Annotated in this window: 18 protein-coding genes, 1 tRNA gene and 1 pseudogene; 13 read left to right on the top strand and 7 right to left on the bottom strand. The window is 46.0% G+C overall.

Annotation, left to right across the window (positions count from 1 at the left end; genetic code table 11):
• Positions 1–109: 109 nt before the first annotated feature.
• Positions 110–289, bottom strand: coding sequence for a hypothetical protein (locus tag QUA90_RS26905; protein ID WP_333389250.1), 180 nt, complete (start codon positions 287–289; stop codon positions 110–112).
• Positions 290–532: 243 nt separating this feature from the next.
• Here QUA90_RS26905 and QUA90_RS26900 point away from each other — a divergent pair, with 243 nt between their 5' ends.
• From QUA90_RS26900 to QUA90_RS26875, 6 genes are all read left to right on the top strand, one after another.
• Positions 533–1,084: a GNAT family N-acetyltransferase gene (locus tag QUA90_RS26900; protein ID WP_172187348.1), complete on the top strand. Its 552-nt coding sequence runs from the start codon at positions 533–535 to the stop codon at positions 1,082–1,084.
• A 326-nt stretch (positions 1,085–1,410) separates the two neighbouring features.
• Positions 1,411–1,484: transfer RNA gene (locus tag QUA90_RS26895), tRNA-Pro, on the top strand.
• A 152-nt stretch (positions 1,485–1,636) separates the two neighbouring features.
• Positions 1,637–2,497, top strand: coding sequence for a Tic22 family protein (locus tag QUA90_RS26890; protein ID WP_333080993.1), 861 nt, complete (start codon positions 1,637–1,639; stop codon positions 2,495–2,497).
• 140 nt (positions 2,498–2,637) lie between these two features.
• Positions 2,638–3,618, top strand: coding sequence for a HemK/PrmC family methyltransferase (locus QUA90_RS26885; protein ID WP_333324435.1), 981 nt, complete (start codon positions 2,638–2,640; stop codon positions 3,616–3,618).
• Positions 3,619–3,671: 53 nt separating this feature from the next.
• Positions 3,672–4,265: an L-threonylcarbamoyladenylate synthase gene (locus QUA90_RS26880; RefSeq protein WP_333448404.1), complete on the top strand. Its 594-nt coding sequence runs from the start codon at positions 3,672–3,674 to the stop codon at positions 4,263–4,265.
• Positions 4,266–4,290: 25 nt separating this feature from the next.
• A complete protein-coding gene (locus QUA90_RS26875; protein ID WP_333324439.1) occupies positions 4,291–5,226 on the top strand; it encodes a HAMP domain-containing sensor histidine kinase in 936 nt (311 codons plus the stop codon).
• A gap of 192 nt (positions 5,227–5,418) precedes the next feature.
• Here QUA90_RS26875 and QUA90_RS26870 read toward each other — a convergent pair whose 3' ends face one another.
• Both QUA90_RS26870 and hemB read right to left on the bottom strand, forming a co-directional pair.
• Positions 5,419–5,907: a GNAT family N-acetyltransferase gene (locus tag QUA90_RS26870; protein WP_190656314.1), complete on the bottom strand. Its 489-nt coding sequence runs from the start codon at positions 5,905–5,907 to the stop codon at positions 5,419–5,421.
• 627 nt (positions 5,908–6,534) lie between these two features.
• Positions 6,535–7,518 carry a porphobilinogen synthase gene (gene hemB, locus QUA90_RS26865; protein WP_333324442.1) on the bottom strand — a complete coding sequence of 328 codons (984 nt, stop codon included), beginning with the start codon at positions 7,516–7,518 and terminating at the stop codon, positions 6,535–6,537.
• A gap of 300 nt (positions 7,519–7,818) precedes the next feature.
• Between hemB and QUA90_RS26860 the strand changes: the two genes are divergently transcribed.
• Together QUA90_RS26860 and QUA90_RS26855 are read left to right on the top strand one after the other, a co-directional pair.
• On the top strand, positions 7,819–8,802 hold the full coding sequence (locus tag QUA90_RS26860) for a DUF1517 domain-containing protein (RefSeq protein ID WP_333324444.1): 984 nt from the start codon (positions 7,819–7,821) through the stop codon (positions 8,800–8,802).
• A 329-nt stretch (positions 8,803–9,131) separates the two neighbouring features.
• Positions 9,132–9,686 (top strand): cyclic nucleotide-binding domain-containing protein, encoded by a 555-nt coding sequence (locus QUA90_RS26855; protein WP_333448403.1) that lies wholly within the window; start codon positions 9,132–9,134, stop codon positions 9,684–9,686.
• Between the two features lie 225 nt (positions 9,687–9,911).
• Here QUA90_RS26855 and QUA90_RS26850 read toward each other — a convergent pair whose 3' ends face one another.
• The 3 genes from QUA90_RS26850 to QUA90_RS26840 form a co-directional block, all read right to left on the bottom strand.
• Entirely contained in the window at positions 9,912–10,358 is a 447-nt protein-coding gene (locus QUA90_RS26850) for a hypothetical protein (protein ID WP_333324447.1), read from the bottom strand.
• 1,433 nt (positions 10,359–11,791) lie between these two features.
• The gene (locus QUA90_RS26845; protein WP_333324454.1) at positions 11,792–12,226 is read right to left on the bottom strand and encodes a HepT-like ribonuclease domain-containing protein; all 435 of its coding nucleotides are present in this window, start codon (positions 12,224–12,226) and stop codon (positions 11,792–11,794) included.
• On the bottom strand, positions 12,204–12,491 hold the full coding sequence (locus QUA90_RS26840) for a nucleotidyltransferase domain-containing protein (RefSeq protein WP_333389253.1): 288 nt from the start codon (positions 12,489–12,491) through the stop codon (positions 12,204–12,206). Before QUA90_RS26840 ends, QUA90_RS26845 begins: the two co-directional genes overlap by 23 nt.
• A gap of 313 nt (positions 12,492–12,804) precedes the next feature.
• On the opposite strand from QUA90_RS26840, the gene QUA90_RS26835 reads away from it, so the two are divergent.
• From QUA90_RS26835 to QUA90_RS26815, 5 genes and pseudogenes are all read left to right on the top strand, one after another.
• Positions 12,805–12,972 (top strand): hypothetical protein, encoded by a 168-nt coding sequence (locus QUA90_RS26835; RefSeq protein ID WP_333448402.1) that lies wholly within the window; start codon positions 12,805–12,807, stop codon positions 12,970–12,972.
• An 83-nt stretch (positions 12,973–13,055) separates the two neighbouring features.
• Positions 13,056–13,322 carry a type II toxin-antitoxin system RelE/ParE family toxin gene (locus QUA90_RS26830; protein ID WP_333390015.1) on the top strand — a complete coding sequence of 89 codons (267 nt, stop codon included), beginning with the start codon at positions 13,056–13,058 and terminating at the stop codon, positions 13,320–13,322.
• A 157-nt stretch (positions 13,323–13,479) separates the two neighbouring features.
• Complete coding sequence (locus tag QUA90_RS26825; protein ID WP_333080979.1) at positions 13,480–14,874, top strand: branched-chain amino acid ABC transporter substrate-binding protein; 1,395 nt, start codon at positions 13,480–13,482, stop codon at positions 14,872–14,874.
• A gap of 190 nt (positions 14,875–15,064) precedes the next feature.
• Positions 15,065–16,168, top strand: coding sequence for a branched-chain amino acid ABC transporter permease (locus tag QUA90_RS26820; protein WP_333448401.1), 1,104 nt, complete (start codon positions 15,065–15,067; stop codon positions 16,166–16,168).
• Between the two features lie 113 nt (positions 16,169–16,281).
• Positions 16,282–16,498 (top strand): annotated as a pseudogene (locus tag QUA90_RS26815) (transposase); the annotation flags it as partial.
• Between the two features lie 465 nt (positions 16,499–16,963).
• Here QUA90_RS26815 and QUA90_RS26810 read toward each other — a convergent pair.
• The gene (locus tag QUA90_RS26810) at positions 16,964–18,610 is read right to left on the bottom strand and encodes a glycosyltransferase family 39 protein (RefSeq protein WP_333448400.1); all 1,647 of its coding nucleotides are present in this window, start codon (positions 18,608–18,610) and stop codon (positions 16,964–16,966) included.
• Positions 18,611–19,222: the final 612 nt, after the last annotated feature.

Raw genomic sequence — 19,222 nt, 5'->3', positions numbered from 1 at the left:
AAACTTCTCCTCAACGATTAAGTATGGATATTTTTAGCGAACTATTTGGTACTTAAGTCTTGCTCTTCCATGCCTTATGGCAATGGGATTTTCGATTCGACGATTCGACTTAAATTGTGCCCGTCTCCTCACTAAAAGCCAAAGTCAAATCTGTCAGAGAACTTATCACGAGAATGTCACCGTGGCGCCATTCCAGTGGTATTTCCCACCAAGGGTATAAGTTCCGGCGCGATCGGCGGCACTCAAAAGAAGCATTTCCCAAAATGCCTCTGTCCTGGTTCGGCAACAAATTTTACCTTAAAAGCGGGTTGTCCGGGCACTGGCTAGCAGAACAGTTCTACCAAACTTGACAGAATCAAAAAAGCGCAGACTCAATGTTGGACGACAAATCCCTGTTTTCGGCGTAAGATGAGTGTACCGTAAACTGTTCCTCAAGAAGCTACCGGCAATTGATCCTACGCCGATCGGAGTGGGTTTATCTGTCTGGTTCTCTTTCTCGTCGTCCAACTTCTACTACCTTAACCGCGCCTGCATGGGTTTTTGGAAAAACTTATTTAGTAGTTCTGAGTCTGCCTCTGTACCCCAAACAGCGGATTTTGAGGAAGATGTGGCTGTTGGGTTAGGCGATCCGCTTTCCCCAACGTTTCGCAAACCCGCCAGCGGCAACGCTCGCATCTTTTTCAGTTGCGATCGGGACATTGACCTCTACGAACTCGAAGAACTTTGTAATGCAGTGGGTTGGTCCCGCCGTCCCCTGCGTAAAGTCAAAAAAGCTATTCAGCACAGCTTCCTAGTCGTCTCTATGTGGGAGATGCGGGGCAGCCAGCGACGGCTGGTGGGTTTCGCCAGAGCGACTTCAGACCACGCTTTTAATGCCACGCTTTGGGATGTGGTAGTTCATCCTGACTACCAGGGCAAAGGCATGGGCAAGGCGCTGATGAAATACATCATTAAAAAACTCCGCAGTGAAGATATCAGCAACATTACCTTATTTGCTGACCCTCAAGTGGTGGATTTTTACCGCAATTTGGGCTTTATGTCCGATCCAGAGGGGATTAAAGGTATGTTTTGGTATCCAGATTAGCAAGCGAGGTGCAGGTCGGCGTTGATTTGTTGAGGATATACAATACAATATTGACGCTGCCAACACCGAATGCACCTGTGCGCTGCGGTCAGTGAGGCGTGGATGTATCTCGGCATCAGGGCCGTTATGAAGCTCTGCAAGTATTGTCAGTCGATTTGAGCAGAGCACGATAGGAGCTAGGGGCTGGTATGGGTTTTTGGGTGGGATCAAACCGCACAACCTAAAAAAAACTTCGCCTTAGCTGCATCGAGAACTAAATATTTAATAAAGCTTGACAAGCAAGCGGTTTTGTGCGTTAATTGTTAGAGGTTAGCTAACTATAACACCGGGATGTAGCGCAGCTTGGTAGCGCGCCTGCTTTGGGAGCAGGATGTCGCAGGTTCAAATCCTGTCATCCCGATCGCACAATGTTAAAGAATAGATTGAAGCAGAACTGTCTCTGATGTTTACATTTCGTCAAAATGAAAACAAATTGAGGCAGTTTTTGCCGATCGTGTTAAGTCGCCAGTCTTTGCGTTAATGTGTTTCAGGATCGCTCCTGATGGAAAAAACATGAAATCATTAGTTCGTTTGGGCGCAATATTGGGAATTGTCGGCAGCACTCTGCTGGGTTCCTTAGCAACAGACAATATGTCGGCGCTAGCAATCCCCGAGGCGCAAATTTTGGAAAAGTTGCAATCTGTGCCGGTATTTACGATTACGGATGCTCAGGGTGCGTTCCTGACGGGTTCTGTCCCCAAACAAGGTCAAGGTCAAAGCGGCAATACTTCGGTAGTGGTAATTTTTATCAGCCAGAAAGATGCTCAAGCTTACGCCGAAAAACTAAAAACGACAGATCCTCAGTTGGGGGCGTTGGCGCGCGTGAGACCCTTGTCACTGGGAGCAGTTTATCAGATCGCTCAAGCAAATAAAGGCAAGCCGGATGAGGTGCAGTTTGCTTTTGTTCCGACTCCGCAGCAAGTGCAGTCGGCTAAAACTGTACTCCAGCAAGCTGGGCAACAAGTTAACGAGTTAAACGGTGTACCTCTGTTTTTTGCCACTGGGGGCCCGGAAAATGGCTATTTGACGATTCAGCAGGGTCAGAAAGAGGAAATTCCCCTGTTTTTTAACAAGGAGGAATTGCAGGCAATGGTGGAACTTTTCAAGCAGCAGCAGCCGAATGTAACTACTTCAATTAAGATTGAGGTGGTGAACTTGGAGAGGGTTTTGGAAGCTTTGCGTACTGAGAACGACCCGTTTTTGAGCCAAATGATTTTGATTCCGTCGCGGGAGTCTCTGGAATTTGTGCGATCGCTCCAACCTGCCGGTGCGGGCCAAAATCCACAGGTTGCTCCGGCTCCAGCTCGACCAGCTCCAGCTCCGGCTCCAGCTCGACCGGCTCCAGCTCCGGCTCCAGCTCGGCCGGCTCGCTAATAGTTAGTCAGCAGTCATTAGTCATCAGTCATCAGTTATTACTCATGAAATAGTAGGTTGGGTTTCTCGACTCAACCTACTATTTACTAATTACTAATTACCAGTTAGCAATTAACAATTACCCCTTCCAAAAAAGTATTATGTTTGTTTCTGGTTTAGAGCTTTGGCAGTGGGTGAATCAAGCTAAAACAGAGGCGATTACCTATGACATTCCCCTAGCAGAAATCGACTGGCTGCTGCAAGAGCTGGCTGGTTTGGATAGGTTGGCTCTGCGTTTGGAGTCGTTTAAAGATTTGCCAAAAATTGAATTAAAGTTGTCTTTATCTGAACTTGCTCAATTGTGGCAGCGGCGCTTACAGGAACGGGTGCCGGTGCAGTATTTAACGGGAGTTGCACATTGGCGGCATTTTTCGCTCAAAGTAACGCCGGCGGTGCTAATTCCGCGTCCTGAAACGGAATTGCTGATCGATTTGGCTGTAGAAGCTGTTAAAAGCCGTTTAGAAGCAGAAAATATCAATCAAAAATCTACCCCCCCCAACCCCCCCTTACTAAGGGGGGGAGAAGATTTAAACTTCTCCCAGCTTCGGGGGGGAGAATTTGCCAAATCGCATTGGGTGGATTTGGGGACGGGCAGCGGGGCGATCGCGATCGGCTTGGCTTCTGCGTTGACAAATGCTAGGGTTTATGCGGTAGATTGCAGTTCGGAAGCTTTGGCAGTGGCTCGACTGAATGCTGAGAATTTGGGCTTTGAATCGCGAATTAATTTTTATCAAGGTTCGTGGTGGGAACCGCTAGAATTTCTCAAAGGTCGCGTTAGCGGCATGGTGTCTAACCCGCCTTACATCCCCAGCAACACGGTTCTGACTCTACAACCGGAAGTTTTGAAGCACGAACCTCATCTGGCCTTAGACGGTGGTTTTGACGGGTTAGATTACATCCGGCATTTGGTAGAAACGGCTCCCGATTATTTAGAATCGGGGGGAGTTTGGTTGATTGAGATGATGTCGGGACAGGCTGAGGCGGTAGCTGATATGCTGCAAAGTCACGGGAGTTATGGCAAAGTTCAGATATTTTCTGATTTAGCAGGAGTCGATCGGTTTGCCTTAGCCTACCGTCTTTAGGTTTCAAGAATATGTCGTACTTCAAAAATCTAAAATCTAAAATCTAAAATGGCATGACACAAGTTTTGATCGACTCCTTGATTCAAGGGGCAATTTCTGGCAATCATATCGTCAGCTTTCCTACAGATACTGTACCCGCTTTGGCTGCGCGTCCCGATCGCTCGGAGTTGATTTTTGCAGCTAAACGTCGCAGTCAAGACAAACCGCTGATTTTGATGGCAGCATCGGCGAGGGCCTTGTGGCCTTACGTGCAGGGAAGTCCAGCAGAGTTAAACTTGTGGCAGCAAGTAGCCGAATCCTATTGGCCGGGGGCGTTAACTTTGGTGCTGCCGGCTTCAGCCAAAGTCCCGGCGGCTCTCAATCCCATTGATCGAACTACAATCGGAGTACGAGTGCCTGACTTTCCCCTTGCCCTCAAGATTCTAGAGCAGACAGGCCCTTTGGCTACTACCAGCGCTAATTTATCCGGCCAGCCGCCTCTGGAATCGGTGGCAGAAATTGAGGCTCAGTTTCCTGAAGTCTTGACATTAGTTCCTTCGGAATTAGCAACAGCGACAACAGCTTCGAGTTTGCCTTCGACTGTGGCTAAATGGACGGGCAGCGAGTGGGAAATATTGCGACAAGGCGCGATCGAGTTAGAATGCTAAAAGCTAAACTCCAAGGCAAAGCAATATGGCGCCGATCGGCTGGAGCAACTTTATATATTTAGGTATGGGACTGGGGCTGGGTTTGGGAAGCAGTTTGATTTGGCGCCTGCGGCAAAAAAGCTCGCAACAGCCCGAACCGGCGCCCAAAGTAGCCCCACCTCCTCAAGAAATTCACTTAGAGAAGTTTGATGCCCTTTCCGAGCAACTTAAGCAAACTCAATTGGCTTATCAGATGGCATCGGAGATGAGCCAATTTAAGGCGGGTTTTTTGGCTCGAACTTCTCACGAGTTGCGATCGCCCCTGAGCACTATGATTGGTACGCTGCAATTAATTCTCTCGGATTTGTGCGACGATCCTGCTGAGGAACGAGAGTTTGTCGAGCAAGCTCACGTCGCGGCACTCAAGCTGGTGAAATTGATAGATGAAATTATCTCTGTTGCTAAAACTGAACACGGCACTGACAGGATGGATATTGAGCCGATTCAGTTAGCTAAGGTTTTTGACGAGGTTGATGATTTAACTTACTTGCAAGCTGCTAATCGCGGCATTCGTTTGGAGATATTGCCGCCTGATCCGGAGATTTATGTCTTGGCAGATTTGCCGAGGTTTAGGCAAGTTTTAGTCCATTTGGTAGATACTGCTGTGGCTCAGATGGAGGAGGGGAGTATTTCTGTGTCTGCCCATGCTTCGCCGGAATCTGGATACGTTCACATTTGGGTGGATGATCAGCGTTCCGTGAGTGCTTGGAGCGAGTCTTGGGATTTGCTGAAGCACGATTTGGAGTGTGATGTTACTAAGAGCAGCGATAATTCTCAGGTGTCTTCTGGAATGAGGTTATTGATGAATCAGACTCTTTTAAGTTTGATGAGCGGAAAGTTGGAGGTTCTGGCTGTGCCTTCTGAGTCCGAAGAGTGCAATTTTAACCGGACTCAGTGTTCTATTCCTTTGGCAACTTTGTGATGAAGAAAGTTCGGCCACGCGCAATGTACGGGATCTAACGGAGGTGGGGAAGAGGGCAAAAAAATTAACAGATTTAAGGGAGGGCGGGAAGAGGTTCGAGGGAAGATGAAATAAGGAAATTATTTATAGGGAGTAAGGTGCGCCCTTACGCACCCTACATATTATAGATTTTGATGCCAATCTGGTGATTATTTAACAATTAGCAGTTAGCAATTCGCCGTTGCTAATTTCTAATTCGAGATTCTCTTCTAGAAGCTGATTTTCAAGTACCATTGTGGTGCTAGCGTTTTGTTGAAAACCGATGCGCTCGTAGAAGCTTTGTTTGTAAGTTGTCATCAGGTAAACTCGCTCTACTCGGCACATCCGAGGGTGACTCAAGACGGTTTGCACTAATTTACGGCCGAGTCCTGCACCTTGGTAATCCGGGTGAATGGCGACATCCCAGATGGTAGCTCTATAGATCCCATCTGAGGTGGCTCTGGCAAAGCCGATCGCCCGTGAGCCGTCCCAAACTGTAACAACTGGTTCGCTGTTGGCGATCGCAATTTCCCAATCTTCTATCTTGCGTTCCCTCGCCCAAAAGGCGGCGGCTTTAAATAGTTCTTGGATCTGTGCGATGTCGGCGCGATCGCGACCTATACAAAATTGAATGTGACTGGAATCCCTAGTCGTTGATGTCATGCTCAATCTGCCTTCAAGTTGTATCTAAACTGTGTTACTTTTACTGTTTTACAGGAGTGAAAGTTGATTTTGCTTGGGAATGATCAATGGTTGAATTCCCATTTACACAACTATTTTTAGTTATACATATTTTCTAACTAATTTCGGTGATTATTAATACTTTTTGGGGTAAATTTTGTAAAAAAGTCTTTGAGTCAAAATTCCCAACTTATAACTCATACTATTTGAGATTTTAGATGGGAATGACTGATTTTTTAGGGGTTTGGAGTTTGTCTATAGAGAAACCGGGTTTTTTCCTAGCAATACTTCGTTACAACTAAAATGTTGCACCATTCTCAATAAGCTTTTTATGAACAGGCTTTCCGGCCTGTTCCACAAAGAGTGAATTTTCTTGGGGAACAGGCGGGAAAGCCTGTTCCTGAGAATGGTGCCATATCTCAGTTACAGCCCACTGAAACGGTAAAAACCCGGTTTCAATGCGTCGTGTATCGGTAAGCGTAAGCTATAGCTAGTGTCTTGCCTAATTGCTCAAAAACCATCTATCGATAGAGGTATTGACTCCACGAAAACACCCGAAGATTGTGCGGTGGAGTCAAATCTCTAATCTCTAATCTCTAATCAAGTGAATCAGTTTTGCAGCCAGCGGGCGGCATCTTTGGCGTGATAAGTCAAAATCAAATCACAACCAGCACGCTTGAATCCTGTCAAAGTTTCCATCACTACTCTTTCTTCATCTATCCAACCGTTGAGGGCGGCGGCTTTCACCATCGCATATTCCCCAGAAACGTTGTAAGCAGCAACTGGCAGGTTAGTTGCTTCCTTCACGCGCCAGATGATGTCCATGTAAGCTAAAGCCGGTTTAACCATGAGCATATCTGCGCCTTCGGCAATGTCGAGAGCAATTTCTTTCAGAGCTTCGCGGCCGTTTCCGGGGTCCATTTGATAGGTGCGCCGATCGCCAAATTGCGGAGCAGAATCTGCAGCATCCCGGAACGGGCCATAATAAGCTGAGGCGTATTTTGCCGCGTAAGACATGATGGGAATATCTTCAAATCCAGCACTGTCCAATCCTTCGCGAATTGCGCCGACAAAACCGTCCATCATTCCCGAAGGTGCGATAATATCTGCACCGGCTTTAGCTTGAGCTACTGCGGTTTTCTTCAGCAATTCTAGTGTGGGATCGTTCAAGACGCGGCCGCTTAAATCTCCGACTTCCAAATAGCCGCAGTGACCGTGACTGGTATATTCGCACAGACAAGTATCGACCATGACGATTAAATCTGGTACGGCTTTTTTAACTGCTTCCGTCGCTTTTTGGACGATGCCACAATCGTGCCAAGCACCTGTTGCGTCTGTATCTTTATCTGCGGGAATGCCGAATAAAATAATCGCGGGAATGCCGAGGTCGTAGACTTCTTTTGCTTCTTCTACTATTTTGTCTACCGATAGCTGGTAAACTCCCGGCATCGATGTGACTTCTTTAGCAAAAGCTTCCCCCGGTACAGCAAATAGGGGGTAAATTAAATCGCTGGTTGTCAAGATATTTTCGCGTACCATCCGGCGGAGTTGGGGATGGTTGCGGAGGCGGCGGGGGCGGTGAGTTGGAAACATAATGTTTTTTTTACGGTAGATAAAGCCCTGTTTTTGAGGACTCGCGGCGTTTCTTTAAAAGTCTAGAGCTTATTGTTGGCAGATCGCCCTTTACATAAGTAAACTTCTGTAAAACCCGCGATGTCCATTGTTCGTAGTCAGGAATGCCAGTCCTTTCTAGGGTTTCTCGTTTGCAGACTCAGGCCTAACTGTGGTTGGATGGGTTGGTACGGATATCTCGCTGGCTTCATACCTATAACCAGGCTGCCCAGAAGCGAGGATAGACTGTAAATTATAAATGTATCGAATAGTAACGGTCTTATGTACAAGCAACTAATTTCAAAGATCAAACCGCTTTTGAAATCACTATTTGCGATCGGTCTGGTACTGACGCTAGCCCTCGGTAACGCTGATGGAGCTCTGGCGGCCCGCAGCGGAGGACGCATCGGGGGCGGATCTTTTGGAGCTCCGGCGCGCAGTTACTCGTCTCCTAGTCGCACTTACGCACCGTCGGGAGGGGGCTACTATCCGGGTGGTGGCTTTGGAGGTGGCTTCGGTTTCCCGTTCTTGCTGCCGTTTTTTGGCTTTGGGGGTGGGTTTGGCGGCCTGTTCTCGATTTTGATTTTTATCTCGATTGCTAATTTCCTCGTCCAAAGCTTCCGCCGCGCCGGGGGCGGAACTGACGAACTCGGCAACAGCGCCTCCACTACCACGGTATCTGTCGCCCGCTTGCAAGTCGGTTTGCTAGCAGAGGCCCGCGGTTTGCAGACCGAACTCGACTCCCTAGCGCTAAAAGCGGATACCGATACCGCAGCAGGTCGCGCTCAAGTGCTGCAAGAATCTACTCTGGCGCTGCTGCGGCATCCTGAATACTGGGCTTACGCGGGCGCTGAATCTGTGCAAACTCGCTTGGAAGCAGCCGAAGCTAAGTTTAATCAATTTTCTTTGGCAGAACGCAGCAAATTTACTGAAGAAACGCTCTCGAATTATAACAATCAGCTCCGGCAAGCAGGGAGCAGCAATATCCTGCCAGGTTTGCAGGAAAATGGGGCGCTGGTTGCTTCTGATTTGAATTCAGATCCTGGGGAATTTATTGTGGTGACGGTGATTGTCGGTACTCAAGGTAAATTGCAATTGCCAGCAGTGAAAAACTCTGAAGATTTGCGCCAAGCTTTGCGTCAGATTGGGGGAGTATCGAGCGAGCAGTTGCTGGCGGTTGAGGTGCTGTGGACTCCTCAAGCCAACGGGGACACTCTGACTGCTGACGATATGTTGGCCGGGTATCCTGATTTGCGATCGATTTAGTGAGCAAGACTGGGCGCGGAGCATTGTCTGCCGCGCCCCATCCTGGAGCCAAGCTGGGCGGGTTAACCCCATTGCTTTTGAGACGGGAATTTCGCGGGATGTTGGGGAGGTCGATCGAGTTAAAAAAGATTGTTTAACAAATGCTAGTATTGAGAGATTATGTTTCAGCGTGATTCATCTGCTATTGGCAAAGCCTGCCCAATATGGGTTTTGCGAAGAAGTTAGGCAGGATAAAAAAAATGTATTAAGCGAGGACTGCTTCGGAAGAAGTTGCGCTCGCGCGTCATCTAAATTTTATATAAATAAGAAGCGATCGAGAGCTAAAACTTATGGCCGACAGCAGCAGAAAAAAAGCACTTTTTATTTTGAGCCAGTTAAATAATGACGATATCAACTGGATCGTCCAAAAAGGCAAAAAGGAAGTTCTAGATCCGGGCGGGATTTTGATCTATGAAGGGAGACAGATAGATGCGCTCTACATTGTTTTGAAGGGGAGTTTGAGCGTTTTAATCGAGGCTGAGCGGACTAGAGAACTCGCTAAAATAGCCAGCGGAGAACTGGTGGGAGAAGTCTCTTTCATTGATGCTCGCCCTCCTTTGGCAACGGTGAAGGCAATAGAAGAAACTCACTTGCTGGCAATTCCTAGGCGGCAGTTAGTCATCAAACTTCAAAACGATATGGGCTTTGCATCCCGGTTTTATTATGGAATTTCACTGTGTCTGGCAGACAGAATGCGCGGTACGATCCGACATATAGAATATGGTCGCAATATAGAATTAGATCAACCAGAATTTGAACGAGAGGATATCAATCCTAACGTTATGGAAAATTTGGCGCTAGCTGAGGCTAAGTTTAATTGGCTGAGGGAAAATGTTAAAGCTTAAGCAATTTTAAGGCGTTTTTAAGCTGGGTCTGAAAACTTGCCGATTGATACGGTCATTGAGAGATGTACGATGTAACTTCTCAACTCAAAAAACAGATGTGCAAAACGAAATAGGGGCGGGTCGTACCGGAAATATCGATCGATAATTGCCGGAACTATAAAAACCCGCCCCTGTGCTTTGCCGTTGCAACCTCGCGCGCCCAAATGCAACTACCAAGCACACAATCTAGATAATGCCCGGCCCTTTGCCGCGGGTGTCTGCATCCATTGTCAGTTTTCCTTCTTCGCCTTTTTTATCTTTGATTTCTGCGAGAATTCGAGCGCGTTCTTCAGCTTCGGCTTCTTCTTTTGCTCTCAAATCGCCCGGTTCGTTGATGTACATTTCCGGTTCTATCGCGTAATTGTTAACTAGACCTTCTTTGTCTACTGTATAACCATCTGTAGTGTGAATGCTTTCGTCATCGGTTTGGTCATCAGTTTTTGCACTCTTCTGCTTCCCTTCGGTGGTTGTGTGCATGAAGTTAGCACCTTCCCGTTCTTGCCGCGCTGCTGTCTCAGCAGGAGTAATGCCCCTGTCGTAGTGGGGGGCTTCCATATTGGCTTCGATTTGTTCGTCGGCAGGTGTTGATTTGCTAACTTCTTTTTTGGGGGGTATTGGTTGGCGATTAGTCATGATTTATTCCTGAGTTATCTTTTCAAAAAGGTCTTTGGCTTATGTTTAAATAATAAGTGTAAGCTAACTCATTAACAAACTATCTTTGGTTATAGTTTGCGAGAAATTGCTGCAATCTCCCATACATTTAGTGAGTCTTCCTCAAGACTGATAAATTTCTCTTTTTATTGAAAATTTCACATTTTCCTACTCTTTGACATCTATCTAAAGACAGATAATATCCTTTCAGGTCAATTACCTCTAATCAAGGGGTTTGTAGTGAGGACTTGGGTCTTCAGATTTTTATCATGACTAAAGTCCAATGGCACAGAAAAAGGCTTAATCACGCCCTCCGTTTAGCTTTCAAGACAGAGGGAGGTTCCTGCATTCGAGGATACGGTTTCGGCCTGGGTTTCCAAACACTAGATTCAGAACGCTCAGGTTGAATCGTGAGTAAATTAGTTGCCACCTGTTCCAAAAGTAATTGACGCCATTGTCGCTGTTGGCGTTTTCCTGTAGTTGCCAACAGCATCAATAACAGATTAAACTGCTGCGAAAGTTGATTGGAATGAGAGTTGAAAAACTGTATTTTCTGACAAAGATACAGCCTGCCACATAATGGTACGTAATCAAGTGTAAGCTAATCAGTATGTCCAGATTTCTTTTCTCACCATCACCGGAGTTTTAGCTGTTAAAATCTCCATTTTTAACGTAGTTTTGAGATAGGGTCAATTAATTGCTGCTGCTGACCAACGAAACCCAGATAAACAAGTCAACTTTTCAACAGTATAGCGTTTGGTATCCACCAATATTGTCACTACAATGATAGGCTCAGCTCTGAAGCCAGGGCGCTTAATTCGCCATACTTTCCGGACGATGAAACTAGACGGCAATGCCTCGAATTCCTCCAAAGTCATGTGGGTTGGGACAATGTTGGGGCTGATTCCCGACGACTTTTTGAGCGCCAATTTCCAACTTTTTTCCCCGCCCTTAAGTCAGTTTTACGGAAATGATTTTTACGGCAAACAGCATATTCTCCTGGCTGTTTCACCACAAATAAATCGACATAATTACCCTAAGCTTGCTCTGGCAATATCACATCGTCGGGGACTAAATTTGCATAAATCAAACGGCTGATCACAATCTCACTGCTCACCTGCGTCAGCTATGCCAGCGGATACCACAGCCAAGCGTGAGCAATCAAAAGAGTACCACTATTTTAGCGATGGTTCATCCACACCCAGCTTTTTGATTGCTGTGTTGCGGATACTCGGCTTGATTAGCAGCAGTATAATTCATCAACACTTTTGTCCCATCTAGTACCCGCACCCGTCGTCCACACCATTGTTGTTCTATGGGAACTTGCTTTTCTCTCTTCCTCTGCGACTATGGGTACTAACTGTTGAACGAGTTTATCTGGTAGTCGCTGACGAGCTTTACTGTATGCCCCGGTATCAGAAGAAGGAGGCTGGACTCCGGCGGCACTGAGCCACGTACTCATCCGCTTCACGGCCCCACTCAAACTTTTGTCGGGAGCGAGTACCTGGGATATCATCACCCACAATGTGACTATCGGTGTGTAGATGCTTTGGTCGTAGGTGATTTTCTCGTTCGCTAGAAGCTCCTGGACTTTGGTCATAACGGTGAACTAAAATATTGTGTAAGTTAATCGCATTTCGCCAATCAATTTCGGGATGAAACTGCTGAAACTCGATCAAAACTCTGCGAGCTGCTTCGCCCAAAATCCCCAACTGCCGCTCTACGGCACTTTGCATAAAAACACTTTCCAGGTAAGTGTCGTAAGAAGCATCAGCAGTAAACTGTTGAATCCGACGGATTGCTTGCGCCATGTCCCAAAGTGAAGCGCTATCCCGATCGTTCGCTGGCATAAATCACTCGATGCGTTTTCAAAATGTTCGATCGCCGATAGGGATTTTTTAACTGCTTGTTTTCCACCAAATCTATAGAACGGTGAAATAAATCCTCTATCTCTTCCTGCATACTCAATAAATGAGACAGCGTGAGGCGGTGCGAGGGCTCGTAAGTAACTAATACATCCACATCGCTATCAGGGCGAAAATCATCCCGCAGCACGCCCGCCAAACAGGGCAAACTCGACAATGTTCCAGCGCTGGCAAAATTGCGCGATCGCATCTAAAGAAACTTTTAGGCGATCGCTCACTAGAGATTGTAAATCCGCTTGTAACTCAATCATGGGCGAGTCAACCTCAGACTACAAAATTCAGAGAATCCAAGCATTGCTATAGCAGCCGCTAATTTACCACACTTGAGCATCCCAGACACATTTAAGTTTTCGATGCAAACAAAATTTACTAGACTTACTGATAAGATGAGAGGAGCTAGATTGAGAGGTCATCTTATGTCGCCGATAAAACAACGCCTTCTAGAAGCGATCGAACGGACTCCTGAATCGCTTTTAGAGTAAACCCTGACATTCCTGGAATTTTTGACCAGTCGGACACAGACCGCCCTCGCCCCAGACTTCGACTCGGATTTTGACTCAGACACCGACTCCAACGACAAAATCCTCGCTGACCTGAAAGCCTCCCTCCACCAAGCCAAAGCGGGACAAACCTTCCCCATCGATGAGCTCTGGGACGGCATCAATGTCTGATATGCCAGTCCAACTCAAATTCACCGCACTCTTCAAATGTCGCCTCAAAGGACTCGCTAAAAAGTATCGCCAAATTCAAACCGATGTTAAGCCCGTCCTCGATTCAGATTATCCAAGGAAACTTCATCGGAAACCAGATTACAGGCACCCCATACACCGTTTACAAAGTCCGGGCTAAAAACAGCGATGCCCAAGTTGGTAAGAGCGGTGGCTATCGTTTGATTTATCAAGTTGAATCACCGACTCAGGTTGTTTTACACCTGATTTACTCGAAATCAGAACAAGCAAACGTCTCGGCCGAGGAAATCCAAACTGCGATCGCACAATACCACGCAGAACCAGGCGAATAAGACATTTTTCAAGTCTAAACTTTGGATATCGCCGACATTGATATCACATATGGCCCAAGTCCCGACCTTCTTGCGGCAGCAGTGTATCTTTGAGAGTTGACACAAATTTTTTAAACTTGTGCTAACTCTTGACTACATACTGACTAGAGTGAAAAATATGCAAAAACGCAAGCAACAAACAAACCAACCTATGAACTTTTCCCAGAAGTCAGGCGGCAAAAGTGCCACACCCCCAAAAATCAACTCTACACAGAATCTCACCGCCGCAGGATTACGGAAATTACTTTTTGCCGCCGGAATAGCCTCTCTGTGCGCTAGCTGTCAAAATCCTGAAGCACCCACCGCCACAACTCCCGGAGGCAGCCCCGGAAGCAGTCCCGCAGCCACTCCCGTCGCAGTCAGCAGCCCCGGCGACCCAAATACTGTCAAAATTGTCTCCATGCTGCCCATGACAGGCAGCGCCCTGGGTCAAGCTCAAACAATGGTCAACGGCATCCAACAAGCCCTCGCCGAAACCAACTCGAAAGCTTGCGACGGCAAAATCCAAATCCAATACGAAGTTTATGATGACGCCACCGCCGCCGCCGGCAAATGGGACCCAGCCCAAGTAACGTCAAACTCCAACAAAGCCGTGGCTGACGGTTCGGTAGTTGCCGTCATCGGTCACTATAACTCCGGTGCAGCCAAACTTTCCATTCCAGTGCTCAACCAAGCTAACATCGTCATGATCAGTCCGGCTAACACTTATCCGGGACTGACTAAACCAGGAAAAGGCGAAGCCAAAGAACCCAACGTTTATTATCCCGCTGGTACTCGGAATTTCACCCGCGTTGTCCCCGCTGACGACCTTCAAGGTGCTGTAGCTGGCAACTGGGCGAAGTCTTTGGGCGTGCAAAAAGTCTACATTCTCGACGACCAAGAACTCTACGGCAAAGGCATCGCTGATGTTTTTGAAGCAACTTCTAAAAAGTTGGGAATTCAAGTCCTCGGAAGAGAGGGAATTGATATTAAAGCTAGCGACTATAAGGCGTTAATGAATAAAATCAAAGCTTTAAATCCCGACATGATTTACCTTGGAGGCACTACTCAAAGCAATGCGGGACAAATAATTAAAGACATGAGAAATGTCGGAATGACGCCTGATGCAGTTAAGTTCATGGGGCCCGACGGCATTAAAGAGCAAGCTTTAATTGACGCGGCAGGCAAAGATGCCGAAGGAGTTTACGCTACTTTTGGTGGCTTGCCTCCTCAAGAATTGACTGGTGCGGGTGCGAAGTGGTACACAAGTTACAAGGCAAAATATAATGCTGAACCGGAAGCTTATGCAGCTTACGCCTATGAAGCTGCTAAAGTTGCGATCGGCGCAATTAATAAAGTTTGCAAAAATGACCGTGCTGCTATCCGCGAAGCTGTCTTGGCAACTAAAGATTTTAACGGGGTACTCGGCACTTGGAGTTTTGACACCAACGGCGACACGAGCTTGACTACAATGTCAGGAAATGTTGTTAAAGGTGGCAAGTGGGAGTTCGTGAATGCGCTCAAGACGGAATAATTAGTCAGTTGTCAGTTGTCAGTTGACTGTTGTCAGTAGTGATTTTAACTGGTTCCTAGGCTCTGCTTAGGAACCAATGTAACTCTTGGTCTGCTGGGCTTTCCGATCCGAAAAATTGGAGGTAGAGCCTCCGAATCCGCGTTTCTAATATCTGCCTAGAAACGAGTAGAATGAATGTTCCTAATGGCCAATGCCCAATTCCCAATTACTCAAAAACATGAAGAACTGGAAAAGTATTTTCTTATATCTAGGTGTATTTTATATAGTTTTGCTATTAGGGCCGATCGCAGGATTTGACCTGCCAAAAATTGTTGGAGAAATAGTCAGCAATCCTGAAGTTTTTATCCAACAATTATTAGTTGGTCTGGTCAACGGCGCGCTGATTGCAATTATTGCTTTGGGCTACACTATGGTTTATGGCATTATTGAGTTAATCAATTTTGCTCACGGCGATTTGTATATGTTGGGTGCTTTTGCTTCCCTAACCGTGTTCGGGGCTTTTGGGATGCAAGATGGCGCACCTTTGGCTATTGCTATACCGGTGATGTTAGTTGCTTTAATTGTATGTTCGGTATTTTGTGCTGGACTCAATATTGTTGTGGAAAAGTACGCTTATCGGCCTTTGCGAAATGCTCCCCGTTTGGCTCCTTTAATTTCAGCGATTGGAGTTTCTTTTATTTTCCAAAATATGGGTCTGTTTTGGGGAGGATTGAAAGCTTTTATTCCAGTGATGGGTTCTAATTCGGCGGCTCCGAAAAGCTTTCCCGATTTGTTGCCGCGAGTTGATATTCTAAAGTTTTTGGGAATTCAAACGAGTATTGTATTTACTACGAAAGATTTAATTGTGTTGGTGGTGGCTGTGGTATTGATGGTTTTGCTTCATGTTTTTGTCCAGTACACTCGTCTGGGAAAGGCGATGCGGGCAACGGCTCAAAGCCGCGATGCTGCTAAAATTATGGGGATTAATGTAGATCAGATTATTGCTCTGACTTTTTTGATTGGTGGAGCTTTGGCGGGTTCGGCGGGAATTTTGGTTGGTTTGTACAACAATACTATTGTGTTTACGATGGGGTTTACGGCGGGTTTGAGGGCTTTTACGGCGGCGGTTTTGGGGGGAATTGGCAATATTGTGGGGGCGATGTTAGGAGGGGTTTTGATTGGGTTGCTGTCGTCTTTGAGCGATCAGTATTTGTCGAGTCGCTGGACTAATGCTTGGGTGTTTGGGGTTTTGGTGGTGATTTTGGCTTTTCGGCCTGGGGGTTTGTTGGGCGAGAATGTTCAGGAAAAGGTTTGAAATTGCTGGGTTTAAATAATGGCAAGAGATACTTATCGGGACTTAAACAAAAAATACGAGCTAAATGAGTTCTAATGCTTGAAGAGCAAGCATATAACGTTAAAGAATGAGCAATGAAAGAGACGACCCCCGCCGCGATGCCCCCCTGCTTTGATAAATGGTGTCAAAGATTTGACGATATCTTTGGTCATCAAGCCCAAAAACGGGAGTTGAGGAACTATTTAGGCGGATTATTGGGAGATCGGGAGCGAAAAAACCTCTCGCAGATGGCGACAAACGCCTTGGCGAGTAATTTACCACAAATTACACCATTTTTTAACTGCCGCGCCCTGACGGGGTTCTCAACCCGTCAGCAATTTGATATTATTGATAGGCATTGCTTAAAGTTGTGCTGTGATTCAAGGTCAAAAAATCAAGGCAATGGGAATTCTAAAATATGTGGCTAAGTTAACTGAATACGGGCGATCGACACGTCGCCCTAGTAGTTTTTGAATTGGATTATATGGTCAGTGTTGGGTTCCGCGAAGCGGAGGGAGTTGGCAGGGAAGGCAAGTCAAGACATTATTACGCTCATTAATCGGAATTAGGCGCAATAAACTACGATTTTTCAGAGGGGTATGATGGCTATGTCCTTGATTCTATCAAGGTTTTGACTCTTGTTGTCACCCCATCAGGGGTAATGCTTGTATCACAGTTTAAATGCACAACCGCTTATATGGATTGTCCAGTGCCCCACTCACTCATGCCATCTCAACAATCTACTCCCGACAAAGAAGCCCCCAAAGTCTCATGGTTCTAGCGCTTGGTTGTTTTAAGTTTGGGAGGAATTCGATAAATAACCCTGTTGGGTGTTTCTTGATAGAGTTCCAATGTTTTTTGAATGTATGCAACTAATTTAGGGTTATCTTTTGCAATTTGATTATTGTTATATTTAACAATTCCCATCCAATCTGCTCCCTTGGTAATCAAATCTTCCAAGATGGCAATTAAATTATCATCTGTTATGGGATATTTCCAATAAATACTATTCTTTCTCATGCTCTCTTGAGGACTCGAAGGAGGGAAAGCCCGATAAATAGCAGGAGGAAAAACCCAGCCACGTCGGCGACTATAATAGATAGCGACGGGATCGCCACCTCCAGCATTAGCTAGAGTAACAACAAGGTCACTTGGTTGAGTTATTTGCTGCAAAGCTATCCCTAGTTCGTAACCCTCTTTTGCCCAAGGATAATAGCACCATAGGTTTAACTGTGTATAACCTATTCCAGAAATGATTAGTAGTATTGCCGTTATGAGTGCTAATGCTGAAGATGAACCTCCGACTCGCTTGGCGAATGAAGCAAGTGCTATCAAACCATTTCCTGCTAGAGCTGCGGCGGCTGGGTTGATAATATTTAAGTTAGAGGGATTTAGGACGAGTTCTTGAGCACCAATGAAGTAATAAATGGCAAAAGCAAGTATCCACCAATGAAACATCGCTGGTACTGGTACAGCTACATTACTTGACTGCTCCTCAGATTCCTGGGTAGGAAGTTTATAATTAGGAGGAAGGAACAAACCAATAGCAACAAGGATCATAATGGGATATGTCCAAAGCCAGTTATAAATATGATTATATAGTTGAGGAAAGAAATATTTTTGTTGCCACCATTCACGTGAAGCAGGATCCCAGAGCCAGTTCCCGCTACCAGCAAAGTGGTAAGGCGGATAGGTGAGAGAAATATGCCTCGCCCACAAATAATAGGCAGCTACTGGCAGGAGGATGGAAATGGCAGCTACTCCAATTAATATCAGCTTTTTCGGGCGCAGTAATCCTCGATGACCCAGGACAACAAATATTGTATAGAGCATCGGAATGCCAATGATTAAACCTGGTAGTTTGGTTAAAAAGCCCCAAATTGCAAACAGGCTGGCAAGCAATAAATAGTGCCAGCGGTCAGTTTGTAGGTAAGCAATCAGCATCCAGAAACTTGTGACAACTAATGCAACCATTGCCGCGTCTGGAAGGAAAGACCGATCCAGACATATATTTCCTGGAAAAATTGCGATAATTGCAGCACTCATAAGAGCGCGATCCCGATCCCAAATACGAGAAACTAACTGATAGAAGGCAAATATTCCCCACAAGCTAAACAGGACAACGACGCTGCGTCCCACCCAATCATGCTGTCCCAATACAGTATAGAGAAGGGCTGTAATATAAGTAACTGTTTGAAATTCGCGTCCATTATAGCTAGGCCCTGGCCCATCCCAGCTAACTTCAGGGTAGAAGATATTCCCATTTCTGCGATAGAAATTTTCGGCCATCATGGCTGTGCTTGACTGACGCCAACTAAAGCTATCAATAAATGGCTGATTGATATGAATCAATCGCACCATAGCAGCCACTACCATAATTGATATCAGGAGATAAGTGGTGTTCCTATAAATTGGAATTTTCATCTTGGCTCTGATGATATAAAAAATATCTGACCTGTAAAGCTACGCAGTAAGGTAGTGGAACCTAGACAAGGGCAGCGCTAGATAACTAACCTTACACCTTGGAAGATATCTTGGTCAAGTGGAGTACGCTAACCAGCAAAGAGGGGGAGCCTTCACAGCCTGCTCCCCCAAAAGGTTGCAGGTTCTCTCCTGCGTAATTTTTTTATTGTCTGATATCGAGTTGTACTTGAAAATTCCTATTTATAAGTGCCAAAGAGAAATAGGAAGAGTCAACAGTTTTATCATGTATCTGAAGGATTCTCCCCAAGCGATCGCAGTTAGAGAAAACCGGCCTTACTGAAATTAGATATGATCAAGCCTAGGGAAAGAGCGAAAAAACGCGTTGCTGAAATTAGGTATGGATCAGATATGAAGGGGCGCATCTCGCAACTTGAAATAGTGCATCCAATAGCAAGCGAATTAAGTATGTCAGCATTTGTACTGATTTAGAGTAACAAGGCGTCTGGCGATGCAGTCTTGCCAGATAGTGTGGTAACCATTCGTAACAAGTTAGAAGGGAGTATATTTTGTCAATACCTCTTTGTATAGAAATCTAAGTGAATAATAATGATA

The organism is Microcoleus sp. D3_18_C4, from assembly GCF_036702355.1.
Lineage (GTDB): Bacteria > Cyanobacteriota > Cyanobacteriia > Cyanobacteriales > Microcoleaceae > Microcoleus.
Note: the sequence above shows the minus strand (reverse complement) of the source record. Positions and strands in the feature narration are given on the sequence as shown.